Source organism: Thiothrix winogradskyi, from assembly GCF_021650935.1.
Classification (GTDB): Bacteria; Pseudomonadota; Gammaproteobacteria; order Thiotrichales; family Thiotrichaceae; genus Thiothrix; species Thiothrix winogradskyi.
Map to the genome: position 1 here is coordinate 2,700,232 of NZ_CP091244.1, position 14,458 is coordinate 2,714,689.

13 protein-coding genes are annotated in these 14,458 nt (G+C 51.6%); 6 read left to right on the forward strand and 7 right to left on the reverse strand.

Translation table 11 applies throughout. From position 1 onward, the window contains the following. The first annotated feature begins 55 nt into the window (after positions 1-55). Both L2Y54_RS13695 and L2Y54_RS13700 read left to right on the forward strand, forming a co-directional pair. On the forward strand, positions 56-400 hold the full coding sequence (locus L2Y54_RS13695; RefSeq protein ID WP_236496810.1) for a hypothetical protein: 345 nt from the start codon (positions 56-58) through the stop codon (positions 398-400). A 91-nt stretch (positions 401-491) separates the two neighbouring features. Further along, on the forward strand, positions 492-2,624 hold the full coding sequence (locus tag L2Y54_RS13700) for an esterase-like activity of phytase family protein (protein WP_236496811.1): 2,133 nt from the start codon (positions 492-494) through the stop codon (positions 2,622-2,624). Between the two features lie 119 nt (positions 2,625-2,743). Here the strand turns inward: L2Y54_RS13700 and ppk2 are convergent, their stop codons facing one another. The 3 genes from ppk2 to L2Y54_RS13715 all read right to left on the reverse strand — a co-directional run bounded on the left by ppk2 (position 2,744) and on the right by L2Y54_RS13715 (position 5,527). After that, positions 2,744-3,565: a polyphosphate kinase 2 gene (gene ppk2 / locus L2Y54_RS13705; protein WP_414718477.1), complete on the reverse strand. Its 822-nt coding sequence runs from the start codon at positions 3,563-3,565 to the stop codon at positions 2,744-2,746. A gap of 198 nt (positions 3,566-3,763) precedes the next feature. Further along, the gene (locus tag L2Y54_RS13710; protein ID WP_236496814.1) at positions 3,764-4,492 is read right to left on the reverse strand and encodes an esterase family protein; all 729 of its coding nucleotides are present in this window, start codon (positions 4,490-4,492) and stop codon (positions 3,764-3,766) included. Positions 4,493-4,567: 75 nt separating this feature from the next. Next, positions 4,568-5,527 (reverse strand): acetylxylan esterase, encoded by a 960-nt coding sequence (locus tag L2Y54_RS13715; protein WP_236496816.1) that lies wholly within the window; start codon positions 5,525-5,527, stop codon positions 4,568-4,570. Between the two features lie 136 nt (positions 5,528-5,663). On the opposite strand from L2Y54_RS13715, the gene L2Y54_RS13720 reads away from it, so the two are divergent. Continuing rightward, on the forward strand, positions 5,664-5,993 hold the full coding sequence (locus L2Y54_RS13720) for a DMT family transporter (protein ID WP_236496818.1): 330 nt from the start codon (positions 5,664-5,666) through the stop codon (positions 5,991-5,993). Between the two features lie 25 nt (positions 5,994-6,018). On the opposite strand, the gene L2Y54_RS13725 is transcribed toward L2Y54_RS13720, so the two are convergent. Next, positions 6,019-7,845, reverse strand: coding sequence for a pyruvate kinase (locus L2Y54_RS13725; RefSeq protein ID WP_236496819.1), 1,827 nt, complete (start codon positions 7,843-7,845; stop codon positions 6,019-6,021). Positions 7,846-8,025: 180 nt separating this feature from the next. Between L2Y54_RS13725 and L2Y54_RS13730 the strand changes: the two genes are divergently transcribed. Beyond that, positions 8,026-9,066 carry a substrate-binding domain-containing protein gene (locus L2Y54_RS13730; protein ID WP_236496821.1) on the forward strand — a complete coding sequence of 347 codons (1,041 nt, stop codon included), beginning with the start codon at positions 8,026-8,028 and terminating at the stop codon, positions 9,064-9,066. Between the two features lie 153 nt (positions 9,067-9,219). Here the strand turns inward: L2Y54_RS13730 and L2Y54_RS13735 are convergent, their stop codons facing one another. Genes L2Y54_RS13735 through L2Y54_RS13745 form a run of 3 tightly spaced genes read right to left on the reverse strand, consistent with a single transcriptional unit; the run spans position 9,220 to position 11,862 of the window. Next, positions 9,220-9,996 (reverse strand): UDP-2,3-diacylglucosamine diphosphatase, encoded by a 777-nt coding sequence (locus L2Y54_RS13735; protein ID WP_236496822.1) that lies wholly within the window; start codon positions 9,994-9,996, stop codon positions 9,220-9,222. Beyond that, positions 9,947-10,645: a class I SAM-dependent methyltransferase gene (locus L2Y54_RS13740; protein ID WP_236496824.1), complete on the reverse strand. Its 699-nt coding sequence runs from the start codon at positions 10,643-10,645 to the stop codon at positions 9,947-9,949. The genes L2Y54_RS13735 and L2Y54_RS13740 overlap by 50 nt, the downstream gene beginning before the upstream one ends. Before the next feature lie 2 nt (positions 10,646-10,647). Then, a complete protein-coding gene (locus L2Y54_RS13745; protein WP_236496825.1) occupies positions 10,648-11,862 on the reverse strand; it encodes a BtaA family protein in 1,215 nt (404 codons plus the stop codon). Positions 11,863-12,157: 295 nt separating this feature from the next. On the opposite strand from L2Y54_RS13745, the gene L2Y54_RS13750 reads away from it, so the two are divergent. Together L2Y54_RS13750 and pstC are read left to right on the forward strand one after the other, a co-directional pair. Then, on the forward strand, positions 12,158-12,967 hold the full coding sequence (locus L2Y54_RS13750) for a GNAT family N-acetyltransferase (protein ID WP_236496827.1): 810 nt from the start codon (positions 12,158-12,160) through the stop codon (positions 12,965-12,967). Between the two features lie 97 nt (positions 12,968-13,064). Further along, the gene (pstC, locus tag L2Y54_RS13755; RefSeq protein WP_236496828.1) at positions 13,065-14,456 is read left to right on the forward strand and encodes a phosphate ABC transporter permease subunit PstC; all 1,392 of its coding nucleotides are present in this window, start codon (positions 13,065-13,067) and stop codon (positions 14,454-14,456) included. Positions 14,457-14,458 lie beyond the last annotated feature (2 nt).

Below are 14,458 nucleotides of genomic sequence, written 5' to 3' on the forward strand. Positions count from 1 at the left end.
TCATCCAAACCGCCAACAATCATCCATTTCTATCATCCCAGCTACGGAGTCTTTCATGCGCCTACCTGTCTCCCTAAAACTGTGCGCCCTCGCGCTCGCGGTCACACTCGGCTTAAGTGCCTGCAACGATAACAATAACAACAGCGAAATCAGCACTGGCACGGATAACACCACCCCGGCAACCAGCACCACCAAAAATTTCAATCGTGTTGCCTCATTTCCGGTGTGCCTGCAACTGGATGCTGATTGCAATGTTGCTGACACAACCGCCGCTGAAATCGTCACCGCCAGCACCGATGGTATGACGCTGATTTACAGCGACAGCCCAAGCAAATCCATCGGTTTCGTCGACATCACCGACCCGACCAAGCCCAAAGCCGCAGAGTGCCTGCAACGATAACAATAACAACAGCGAAATCAGCACTGGCACGGATAACACCACCCCGGCAACCAGCACCACCAAAAATTTCAATCGTGTTGCCTCATTTCCGGTGTGCCTGCAACTGGATGCTGATTGCAATGTTGCTGACACAACCGCCGCTGAAATCGTCACCGCCAGCACCGATGGTATGACGCTGATTTACAGCGACAGCCCAAGCAAATCCATCGGTTTCGTCGACATCACCGACCCGACCAAGCCCAAAGCCGCAGGCAAGCTGAAAATGAGCGGCGAACCGACCTCCGTTGCCGTCAAAGGCAATTACGCGCTGGTCGGTGTCAACACCTCCACCGACTTCATCAATGCCAGCGGCAAACTGGATGTGGTCAGCCTGAGCAGCAAAACCGTGATTGCCTCCATTGACCTTGGCGGTCAACCGGATTCCGTAGCAGTTAGCCCTGATGGTAATTACGCCGCGATTGCCATCGAAAATGAGCGCGATGAGAGCGTAAACAGTGGCGCAATTCCCCAATCACCCGCCGGTTATCTAATGATCATCGACCTCAAGGGCGAACCTGCGACGTGGACAAGCCGCAAAGTGGACATGAGTGGCTTAGCCGCCGTTGCCCCCGGCGACCCAGAGCCGGAATACGTCGACATTAACAGCAATAACATCGCTGTTGTGACCTTACAAGAAAACAACCACATCGCCTTGGTGAACTTGGTCGATGGCAAAATCACTAACCATTTCAATGCAGGCTCAGTAGACCTCGATAAAATCGACACCAAAGAAGAAGCCCCAGCCCTGATTACCACCGATGGCGCATTGAGTGCCATCGCACGTGAACCGGATGGCGTAACCTGGTTATCGACTGACCTAGGCGAAGTGGTGTTTGCCGCAGGCAATAGCATGGATCACCAAGCCATCCGCATGGGTCACTACCCCGATGACCGCTCCAAAAACAAAGGTAACGAACCGGAAAATGCCGAATCTGGCACGTTTGGCGCTGACAAATTCCTGTTCATCGCCTCCGAACGTTCCAATAGTGTGTTTGTTTACGATGCCGCAACACCTAGCAAGCCAGTGCTGAAACAAGTGCTGCCAGCAGGCACAGGCCCCGAAGGCGTACTCGCCATTCCCTCACGTAACCTGTTAATTGCTGCCAGTGAAGTCGATGCACGTGCTGATATTATCCGCTCATCACTGAACATTTACCGTTACGAAGAAAAAGCCGCTGCTTACCCAACCGTCATTTCCGGCAATGACAGCAATGGCAACCCGGTTGCGTGGAGTGCTATGTCTGGTCTTGCGGCTGCCCCAAATGACAGCAACACGGTTTACGCTATCGAAGACAGCTTCTATCAGCAAAACCGCATTTTCAAACTTGATGTTGCCAGCAAGCCAGCAAAACTGAGCGTTGCTGCACGAATCACAGATATGAACAATGTACTGGCAAGCATACCCGTTGCCACAGTTGATGCGGCAGCCAAAGCCACTGACGACAGCCGCAAGGACGTGTTTGATTCAGTCGACCTGAAAGCCATGATCAACGCCAACAAGAGCGTTAACCTTGACCCCGAAGGCATTGCCGTTGCCAGTGATGGCGGTTTCTGGATTGCTTCCGAAGGTGCTGGCACGGTCGGCGAAGCGGCTCGCCCGGTCAATAGCGCCAACCTGCTGCTGAAAACCGATGCGAATGGCGTGATTCAGCAAGCCATTACCCTGCCAGCCGAGGTTAATGCGCTGCAATTGCGCTTTGGTTTTGAAGGTGTTGCCGAATACAACGGGCGGGCGTATGTCGCGTTCCAACGCGCTTGGAAGGGTGAAACCAACCCACGTATTGGCATTTACGACACCGTAACCAAAACCTGGAGCTTTGTGTTCTACCCGCTGGATGCCGTCGCTTCCAAAAACGGTGGCTGGGTTGGCTTGTCGGATCTGACCTCACTCGGCAATGGTCAATTCCTCCTGGTGGAACGTGACAATCAAGGCGGGCCAGATGCCGCAGTCAAACGCCTATACCGCATCGACACTAACGGTGTAGCGGCTGGTGCAACCCTTAGCAAGACATTGGTGCGTGACATCCTGCCAGACCTGAAAGCCACTGGCAGCCCAGTCATGGAAAAGATCGAAGGTTCAGCCGTCTTAGCCAATGGCAATGTACTGATCATCAATGATAACGATGGCGTGAAAGACAATAACGGTGAAACCCAGTTGATCAACTTGGGCAATATCATCAAGTAAGAAAATCCTCCCCCAACCCCTCCTTTTCAAAGGAAGGATGCAGGATGGCACATCTATTTGATTTTGAAATATTTCTCTTGCATCCCCCTTTGAAAAAGGGGGACTGAGGGGGATTTTCTTCAATAAATCTTCGGCACGTACAGCTCATCCGGCAAGGTATGGCGCTCGTAATCGGGGTTGAATACCCGCTCAGGTAAGGCGATTTTCTCGGTCACAACTTCCTCATACGGAATTTTTGACAAAATATGCTCAATGCAATTGAGGCGCTCACGCTTCTTGTCATTGCCTTCGACGATATACCAAGGTGCTTCCGGGATGTTGGTACGCTCGAACATCTCTTCCTTGGCTTTGGTGTAACTTTCCCAGCGCACACGGGATTGCAGATCCATCGGGCTGAGTTTCCACTGCTTCATCGGGTCGTGGATGCGCGTCAGGAAACGCAATTGCTGTTCCTCATCTGTGATCGAGAACCAATATTTCAGCACAATAATGCCGGAACGTACCAGCATCCGCTCAAATTCCGGCACATCTTGGAAGAACTGCTCGACCTGATCTTCGCTGGCAAACCCCATGACGCGCTCAACCCCAGCACGGTTATACCAAGAGCGGTCAAACAACACGATCTCGCCACCCGCTGGCAGGTGTGGCACATAACGCTGAAAATACCACTGGGTCAGTTCACGGTCACTTGGCTTTTGCAACGCCACCACACGGGCAACACGCGGATTCAAACGCTGGGTAATGCGCTTGATGACACCGCCCTTGCCTGCTGCATCACGCCCTTCGCAGATAATCAACACTTTGGACTTGGTATGTTCCACCCAGTATTGCAGCTTGATCAGCTCGGACTGTAGGCGCAACAAGTTAGTATAATAAACGCGGTTATCCAGCATGTCGGGATGATGACGCTTGTAAATCTTGCGGATTTCCTGACTGAGCATCGGTTCATTGAATTCCATCTCGAACAGGTCATCCAAGGTTTCATCCAGTTCTGCTTGCAGCCAGTCACGGCTAAGGTCTTCCGTTGTGTTTTCGTAATCCATTCATATTCCTCATGTTTTCAAAGGTGGGAATTAACGTCATCCTTGGTCAAAGCGGGATACTAACGTTTTTATATGACAAGATTATGTCGGCTGGCATTACAGATACAACGGAGCCATGCGCCGCCAGTAATAACCGCGATGCGCCCGTTCATGCCATTCATGCAATTGATGGTGGATACCCTTGCTGTGCAAGATATGGCTCAAATAATGGTTATTGCCCAGAAACGGATCTTCCTTGCCGACCACCAGCACAATATCCATCTGTCGCAAATGCTGTAGCCGCCATTCACACGCCAAATTCGGCAAGAAATGCGTCGGAGTATGGAAATAAATATTCTCGTCATAATAGCCGTTGAACAGATCGGAAAAGCTTTCCGCCCGTATCGTCAAATCATAACGCCCAGAAAACGCGCTCAATTTCTGGAACAAATGCGGGTGACGAAACGCAATATTCGCCGCATGAAACGCCCCCAAACTGCACCCATGTGAAATCGTACAAGGGTGCTGGTTCTTATGCCGCATGAAGGGCAAGACCTCATGCAGGATGTAATCCTCAAACTGCATGTGACGGCGAATACGCTCAGCGGGATGCTTCCAAAAGCAATACAGCGCATCGTGATCCACACTGTCCACACAAAATAATTGCAACTGCCCTGCATTAATTTTGGGCGCAAGCTGCTGCACAATGCGCAAGTTTTCGTATTCGTAAAAACGCCCGTCGCGGGTAGGAAATACCAATACCTTCGCCCCCGCGTGTCCAAAGACCAGCAATTCCATCGTGCGCCCCATGCGGGGGCTGTGCCAGCGGTGATATTCGCGTTGCATTGACCTGACCTGCTTACTGTTTGCGACAATCATTGTTCGATGGGCGCATCATAAGCGTGCGATATTGCAAGCGTTTTACAATAGCGCGAAAAACCCTTCCAATTCTTGCAATAGCGTCTGTTCTTGTTCTGCCCGCTTAGGGTAATCAAAATGCCCGGCTTCCAGCACAAACAGCGTTTTCTCCCCCGGCAAAGCGTTGTACACCGCAAACTGCCCCGGTGGTGCAACGGCGGGGTCAAACAAAGCTGCTGCAACATGCATGGGCTGCTGAATCCATTGCGCGGCATTCGCGGCATCATAATATTGCAAAGTATCCAACACATTCCCGTGTTGCTGCTGGTAACGCTGCACCGCCGCGCCACTGCCAATCGTCGGCAATTGCAAGCGCAAGGGCTGATTACCAAACGTCGGCACATTCACATGCGCCCGCTGAATCCGCGCATCCCACGGCATTGCCAATGCCCCAATCCCGCCCCCGAAACTGATGCCAGAATAGCCAATATGCCCCGTCGCCGCAGGAAAAAGCATCTGAGTTGCCGACACCGCCAGCCACACATCATCCACACAACCGCCAATCACATAGCGGTCTGGCTTGTCGATGTCATGCAACACATGAAACGCCGGATTCGCCGAAATTGGTGGATGTTGGCTGCGCGACAACCCCCGCAAACACGGAAACACCAACGCCGTGCCTTCTGGTCGCAACCGAAAATCCGCGCCGTCACAACCGCCGTAACCGTGTCCAAATACCAGTGCCCGCGTCACTGCTTGGTGTTGTGGAATTAACACCCACCCGCGAATCATGAAATGGTCAGTGGAACAATAACGCAAATCGTACACTTCATAACCGTGTTGTGCGGTTCCCGTATGCGTAATGCGCGGGCGTGGATGCACCTGCAAAGCACGGGCATAACGCGCTTGCCAAAAATCCGCAAAATCAGCCGGTGCAGGCGGCACATCAACCGCCAGAAAATCATCCAGCGAATACCCGTAACTGGGGTCAAAAGCAAAACCATGAGTAAAACTGGCAGGCATCGGCGCTCCTTCATCACGCGATGGAAATCTGCGTTTATACCCTATTTTGCGTTACCGCCGTAAGAATCCAATGCCATAACACACGCATTCCGTTTATGATTGCAGCCCTTGTTGTGTAAAACCAAAATCCTAGCTTATGTCTTATTTTTATCTTGCGCTTGCCATCATTGCTGAAGTCATTGCGACTAGTTCGCTACGGGCGACTGAAGAATTCACCAAGCCTATTCCCACCCTGATCATGGTCGTGGGTTACGGGTTCGCGTTTTATTTCATGACCCTCGCCCTGCGCACCTTACCGCTGGGTTTTACCTATGCGGTATGGTCAGGGTTGGGAATTGTGCTGATCAGCATCATTGGCATTATTGTGTACGACGAACGTTTGGATTTGCCTGCGGTCATTGGCATGGGCATGATCATTGCGGGTGTCACTATCATCCAGATCTTTTCAAAAATCGTGAAACACTGACCGGCAAAGCCTGTTTAAAACCGACTCAAAGCCCGGTGTGCAGGCATACATTCAAGGGGCGCATCATCAGACGGCGTTTGTGGTAGTGGCTTTCCATGCGTTGCAAGATACCATCCAGAAAGCGCACCGTTTCCACAATATTAGGGCCTTTATTGAGCATGGCGCATTCAGCGCGAATACTCATTGCGGCATCGGTCACTTCCGCACGGGATGGCGCACCTTTTTTCGCCATGCCTTCCAGAATCTGGGTTGCCCAAATCACCGGAATATGCGCGGCTTCACACAGCCAGAGGATTTCCTCCTGCACTTCAGACAAGCGCTCAAAACCGACTTCCACCGCGAGATCACCCCGCGCAATCATGACCCCAACCGTGGAGGAACGCAGCGCAGTTAACAAAATGGCAGGCAAATTTTCAAACGCAGCACGATTTTCAATCTTGAGAACAATGCCGGTATCAGGAATGCTGAGACGTTGCAGGTGGGCTTGCAGATCTGTCACATCCTGCGGGGTTCGCACAAATGACAGGGCAACCATATCCACCTTGCCCGCCATTGCTTCTAGGTCGGTAATATCCTTATCCGTCAACGCCAGGGTGTGAAACACGGTATCGGGGAAGTTAATGCCTTTTTCTGCGCGTAACTTAGCGCCACCGGGTGGAGTATGGGTAATTCTCAACCCAAGCGTATCGCCATCACTGGTTTCTACCGTGCCACCGATTTTGCCGTCATCCAACCACACTTGCTGACCTGTTTGTACCGCATCAAACGCATCCGCCAGCGTGCAATGGATGCGGGCAGGCTGTATTTGCACCCCATCTGCATCACGTTCGGCAGGTATCCCCGGCGCAGCATCACGAGTCAGCAACAATTGTTCCCCTACTTGCAGGACAAGAGGCGGAACCACTTCATGCACATTAACCAGTGAACCTTTGCCGAGTTTTTTTCCATGACGTTCAAACCGTAATGAAGTGTTTTCCTGCAAATAGATGGTTTCCTCCGTCGTCACCAGACGGGCGTGCTGGTGTTTGGCAATAATACGCAATTCACGGCTGGCGTCGCGGGCATCAGTAAGCAGAATGCCATCACCCGGCTGTGTTTCCGCCAGCACCTTGCCGCTCACTTCCAGCGTGGGGAAATCCTCAGTCACTGAATCCTCACCTTCAGGAACCAACCAGAAACGCCCCGGCATGTATACATGACCGAACAAGTCACGCACTGGCTTCAGCTTAATCACACGACCAACAGAACGGATAGTGCCTGTACGCAATTTAGGACCCGCGAGATCAAGCTGGATTTTGCAGGTCTTACCGGTGCTGGCTTCTGCCAAACGCAAGTTGCCAATCATTTGCTGCCAAATATCCGCATTGTCATGGGCGCAGTTGATGCGCATCACATTCATCCCAGCTTCCAATAAGCGGCTAAGAAACTCATGACTATTTGCCGCTTCAGTCGGCATTGTTACCATAATGCGGACATCGCGGTGTGCTGGGCTATGACCAAATAAGGCATTGCTGGCGCGTTCCGAGCGTGCGGTGCTATCCGCCACACTCACCGGGGCAAACGGTGCAGGTGTCGGTGTTTGCCCTTGCAAGCATTCTAACGCTGCTATCACGCTATTCAGGGTCGCCAGCGTGTGCGACTCCAAAATCCCTAAAGAACTCAAGCCACGCTCAATTAAACCAAGCTGGACTTCGCGCAACTCATGACGGCGCAACGCTAGGTAGTGTAATAAATTATGTGCGGATGCCCGATGCATGGGTTTAACCAATTCAGCGTCAGAATGTCGTGCGGCAAACGCTACCGCCTGCTCACGTAAATCACGCAACTGTGTCAATAAAGTCTGGTCATCCATTGTGCTCACTCCGAATCCTTGGGTTTAAGCGATGCGATGCTACGCTGCGGTTATTGCAGCTTGATGACAGCATTCAAGTGAGCACCGTCATCATTTCTTAATATATCTGCCATAAAACTTTCATTGAAACGCTCTACGATTCGCGCAAATCCATCCCGGATTCTTTTAAGGAGCTTTTGAATGAAACAACTCACTCTAGCAGTTGCATTGGGTCTGGTAGCTGCTACCGGCGTTGCACAAGCACGCGACAATATCGAAATCGTTGGTTCTTCCACCGTATTCCCATTCAGCACTGCTGTTGCTGAACAATTTGCCAAGAAAAACGGCGGTTCAGCCCCTAAAGTAGAATCCACTGGTACTGGTGGTGGCATGAAGCTGTTCTGCGCAGGCGCAGGCGTTGAAACACCCGACATCACCAACGCTTCACGTCGCATGAAAAAGAGTGAGCTGGAAGGCTGTATCAAAAATGGCGTTAATGACGTTACTGAAATCAAAATCGGTTATGACGGTTTAGCTATCGCACAATCCAAAACAGGCGAACCTATCCAACTGTCTGCCCGTGAATTGTACTTGGCAGTTGCCAAAGAAATCCCAATGGAAGACGGCACATTCGTGCCTAACACGTATAACACTTGGAAAGACCTCAACCCTAATTTGCCAGCCAATCAAATCGAAGTTATCGGGCCACCACCCACTTCTGGTACTCGTGACTCTTTCGTAGAATTGGGTATTGAAAAGGGTTGCATGCTGTTCAAAGGCATCCCTGAACTGAAAAAGAAAGACGAGAAAGCGTTCAAAGAAAAGTGCCACACCTTGCGTGAAGACGGTCGCTTTGTTGAAGCCGGTGAAAACGACAACCTGATCGTGCAAAAGCTGCAAGCCAACCCTAAAGCCGTTGGTGTATTTGGTTACAGCTTCTTGGAACAAAACGCAGATGCCCTGAAAGCTGTTGCGATTGCTGGCGTTGAACCAACCCCAGAAACGGTGATGAGCGGCAAATACCCAATGGCGCGTTCCATGTTCATCTACGCTAAAAACAACCATGTTGGTCAGGTAGCTGGCTTGAAAGAGTTTTTGGTTGAATTTACCAGCGATGCAGCAATGGGTGCAGACGGCTATTTGGCTGCCAAAGGCTTGATTGCGCTGTCTGCTAGTGAGTTGAAAGCCTCGCAAGATGCAGCAGCTAACCTGAAAACAGTTTCAGTAAGCTCTCTAAAATAAAGTAATCAATAACAAAGATTTACTAAACAATTAAGGGAGCACGGATGCTCCCTTTTTTTAATCATCTTTTTGTCTGAACTAAGATTTTCAGGATTAAAGGATTACCATGATAAGACCCCGCATTATCCTGCCCATCCTTTAATCCTAAAAATCCTAGTTCAAAACGGGGATTAAGCTTTTACTTTCTACCCAGCGCACCACATGCAGGCTGCCATCCCACTCTTCCACCAGCGCGGTGCAACTTTCCACCCAATCGCCATCGTTGCAATACAACACCCCGTCAATATCGCGGATTTCAGCATGGTGAATATGCCCGCAAATAATCCCATCCAACTGACGCTTCTTCGCCTCTTTTGCCAGCGTTTCCTCGAATGCCGAGATGAAATTCACCGCTGACTTGGTTTTGTGCTTGAGATAAGCCGAAAGTGACCAATACGGATAACCCATGCGCCGCCGCAAACGGTTGTAGACATTGTTCACCACCAGCAAACGCTCGTAAATCCAATCCCCCAAGATTGCCAGCCACCGCGCAAATTGCATCACGCCATCAAATTGGTCGCCGTGCAGCACCAAAAATTTACGCCCATCTGCCGTGGTATGCACCACTTCGTCTTCCAAACTGATCGCCGTAACGCGGTGATGGATAAACGGACGCAAAAATTCATCGTGGTTGCCGCTGACGTAGGTCACTTGCGTGCCGCGTTGCGCCCGTTCAAACAGCAAGTGCAAAATCTGATCGTGGAACGTATCCCAATACCAGCGTTTGCGTAATGCCCAGCCGTCGATAATATCGCCAACCAAATACAAATGATCGGCATGATTGTGTTGCAGGAAATCGAGCAAAAACTCGGCTTTGCACCCGCGTGAACCGAGGTGCGTATCAGAAATCCAGATACTGCGATATTTGCGGAAGTTCTGGTTGATGGTCATTGGGAATCCCCCCTTTCTGGTAATGCGCAAGCATCGCGTAACGCCCACTCAGGTGGCGGATACGCAATTGGTCGTGATGACGGGCTGCCATTTGCTCCAAATACGCCGGGACTGCCGGATCAGGGTGGACATTGAACCAATCCAGCCACCGCAACAGCAGCTTGCGAAACCATGCGGGCATGGTTTGCTGGTCGGAAAAATCCACCACATGCAAACAACCACCGGGTTTGAGGATGCTCAAGGCATGTTCCAGCGCATCCTGCCAACCGGGGATCATCGACAGCACATACGAAAACAGAATGTGATCAAACGGTTTCTCCAGCCCGAAGGTGGTGTGATCGACCTGCCCCGCCAAGCCTTGCTGCAAGGTAATTTGTTGCGCATACAAGGTGTTACGCAAATTGTCACGGGCAGTATCCAGCATCATTGCGGACGCATCCATGCCGTAGAGTTTGGCTTGCGGTTGCCGGTAAGCCAGCTTGGTTAAATTACGCCCCGTGCCGCAGCCGATTTCCAGCACAGTTTCGCCCGGCTGCAACGGAATTTCCGCCAGCAAGGCATCGCGCCCCAGTAAATAATACTTGCGCGACCAGTCGTAAACGTACCGCTGGTAACGGTACTGCTGATCCATTTTTTGTGCGGCATCCATCGTCAATCGACCTTGCGGTAGAGGTGGAAACCACCGTAAATCGCCGAACGGTCTTGCTGAAACAGCTCTGCGGAAAGCTCAGCCTCGTACACAAACTGGCTACGTAATTCGGCGGGCAACGCAGTTTCCAACGGTGATTCGGCGGCGGCGGTACGGAAGATAATCCGCGTCCCCGGCTTACCCACACGGGCAACTTGCGTCCACAACTGGGTGAGGACTTCATCCGTCATCCAGTCTTGCGCATCGAGGAACACGAAACGGTCGTAACTGTGCGGAGCTTGCTGTTCGAGGAAGTCGATCATGGAACCGAGGTGCGTATCGACCTTGCCCAATTGCTGGCGGATGGTGTCGTAGTTTTCGGCTTTCAGGTAATCGGGAATCGCTTGACGCTTTTCATGGTCATAGCTATGGCTGAAGCCCTGCCATGCGAAATAATTGTTCTGAATCTGGGTATCACACGCCAAGCGTTCGACGCGCTCGCGGTATTGCTCAATCAGATTGCCCTGCTCTTTCATCGCCTTGTATTGCTGTGGCGGAATGCCAAGGCTGAACACCGACATCGGCAATTTGCCCAAAAACTTCACCAGTTTATTGTCGAAAAACGGCGCGATGTGCTGGCTAAAAATTGCTTTCTGTTCGTACAAACTGGTGGCAGTGAGGAGCTTTTCGGGGTGGTAATTGGTGCGGCGGGCAATCCAGTGCAAGAAGCGCATGAAATAGCCAAAGCGCGTTTGCCGATACAGCCCGTCACGGAACATATGAATGCGCTTTTGCCCCAAAATGCTGCGACCTTGCCAGAATCTATCCAACTCATCATCCAAATGCGGGCGGATGTGCTGTTCGTAATGCGCCGGATTGGTGGCGCGGTCAGCGTAACCAAAGAAATCGTAGAAGGTGGCGTGATCTGGCAAATATTTCATCGCTACCAGCTTCAAGCGCGTCAGGGACAAATGGTAGGGGTTCAGGTCAATCGCGGTGATATGCGCAGGGCTTGCGGTCAGGTAATTCAACACGTTACAACCGCCCGAAGCAATCGTCAGTACGCGGCTTTCTGAGGTCAATTCCAAGGCTTGCATGTCAACTGTGGGATCTTCCCAAATCTGGTTGTAGATGAAGCTGTTGAACCAAAAGCTGAACAAACGTTGCTGCATCCCCATCAAAGACGTGGGGGCATGTTGATGCACAGCATCGCGCATTGCGTCGGAAATACCTGCCATGAAACTCTCGCTAACAAAATCTAATCGTGGGCTTGAGGCTAAGGCTTGGGAATGACGGCAAAATGACGGTTATATGATGGTTACGTTAATGTGCTTGTCTGAACTGGGATTTACAGGATTTAAGGATTTTCAGGATGAAGAGATGTACCACTTGGCAGCACCCTCTTCAATCATGGCAATCTTTGAATCCTGAAAATCCCAGTTCAAGACATTTAACCTCCCTGCAAAATAACCGTCATTCCCCTGTCACACACCTTTCATAAGCTGGCGCGATATTATGAAAGGAGTGCAACCTATGACCGCAGCTATTCACCACGACACCCACCAAAACTTACGCCCGCATCTGCCGCAATTGCGGGTAGAACTCGCTGCCACCCCCGCTGATGTGTACGCATCGCAACGCCTGCGCTATGAAATTTTCGCCAAAGAACAAGGCGCACAATTGGAAAGTGCAGCGGAAGGCATCGACCGTGACCATTACGACGACTACTGCCATCACTTGCTGGTGCGTCGCACGGATAATAATGAAGTGGTTGGCTCCACCCGTATCCTCACCACCCCGAACGCTCGTAAAGCGGGCAGTTTTTACTCCGAAAACGAATTCGACCTGCGCGGTCTGTTCCCGCAACTCAAGGGTAACGCGATTGAAATCGGGCGCACCTGCATCCACCCCGACTTCCGCAATGGCGCAGGCATCGGCATGTTGTGGCTGGGTTTGGCGCAATTCATGGAAATGCACCGTGTTGATTTCATGTTCGGTTGCGCCAGCATCAGCATGAATGACGGCGGCGCACAAACGTCTGCGATTATGCAGGAAGCCCGCGCCAACAACCTCGCCCCTGCCGAACTGCGCGTCAAACCGTTGATGCACTTACTGCCAGCGCAACCTGCCGCCAAAGTGAATATGCCGCCACTGCTGAAAGCCTACCTGAAACTCGGCGCGTGGGTAGCAGGCGAACCGTGCCTCGACCCCGATTTCAACGTCGCCGACATTTTCATCTTGCTGGACGTAAACAAGCTCAATACCCGCTATCACCGCCATTTTGTACAGGGTAGTTTGCAACGCCGCCCGGTCAGCGACGTAGGTTTATTGCAGGCTGCATAAAACCATTAACTGTCTGTAACATTAGTGTCATATTACGCGCCTACAATTCGAGCCGCGATCTTTCAACCTGACCGAACAGTCCCAATCAGGAGTTTTCATGAGTACCTTGGGTATCTTGCTGACGCTAACGGTGTTAGCGGCATTCAGCTATTACATCGGCCGCAAACGCTCACTCGCACTCGCTACCCCGGTGAAGCGTGGCGGTAACGACCTGCATTCCTTGCCCAGTTACTACGGGTATCTGGTGGTGGTCTGGGCGATTATTCCGGCGTTGCTGGTATTTGCCTTGTGGTCAATGGCAGAAAAGCCGCTGTTAACCTCCAACATGATGTCGAACCTGCCAGCGGAATATCAGGGTAAATCGGCGGATGAGCTGAGCCTTACCACTAACCGCATCCATAATCTGGCAAACGACCCAGCACAACTGGCAACGGCTGAACCCGTTTTGAAAGCGGCAGCAGAGGAATACCAGCAAATGCAGTCCCTGAGCAATACCATCAAAACGGTGTTGGTGTTGGCGCTGGCAATTGCAGGGATATTCATTGGTTTGCGTCATGTGAAACCCAAAACCCGTGCGCGTAATCAGGTGGAACGGGTGGTGCAGTACATTATGATTGGCTGCGCTTCCATCGCGATTTTGACCACGGTGGGGATTGTGTTTTCGGTCTTGTTTGAGTCTTACCGCTTCTTTGGGCATGTACCAGCGACTGACTTTCTGTTTGGGACACACTGGAGTCCGCAAACCGCGATGCGGGCAGATCAGGCGGGCAGCTCCGGCGCATTCGGTGCAGTCCCCTTATTTGTCGGTACACTGTTGATCTCGTTTATTGCTTTGCTGGTTGCCGTGCCTTTGGGGTTGATGTCAGCCATTTACCTATCTGAATACGCCAGCCCTACCTTGCGTGCTTATGCAAAACCTGCAATGGAAGTGTTGGCGGGCATCCCTACCGTGGTTTACGGGTTCTTCGCCGCACTCACGGTGGCTCCGTTTATTCGTGATTTGGGCGAATCACTGGGGTTGAGCGTGGCATCTGAGAGTGCGCTGGCAGCAGGCTTGGTCATGGGCATTATGATTATTCCGTTTATGTCGTCGTTATCCGATGACGTTATCAACGCTGTGCCACAGTCGATGCGTGACGGTTCTTACGGCATGGGGGCTACCAAGTCGGAAACCATCAAACAGGTTATTTTACCAGCGGCACTGCCGGGGATTGTCGGCGCATTTCTGTTGGCTGCTTCGCGGGCAATCGGTGAAACCATGATCGTGGTCATGGCAGCAGGTCTGGCTGCCAACCTAACGGTTAACCCGCTGGATTCCGTCACTACCGTCACGGTATACATTGTGAAATTGCTTACAGGTGACCAGGAATTTGACAGTGCCAAAACCTTGGCGGCATTCGCCCTTGGCTTAAGCCTGTTTGTTGTTACTTTGATTCTGAACGTGGTGGCACTGCATATCGTGCGCAAATACCGCGAACAATACGATTAACC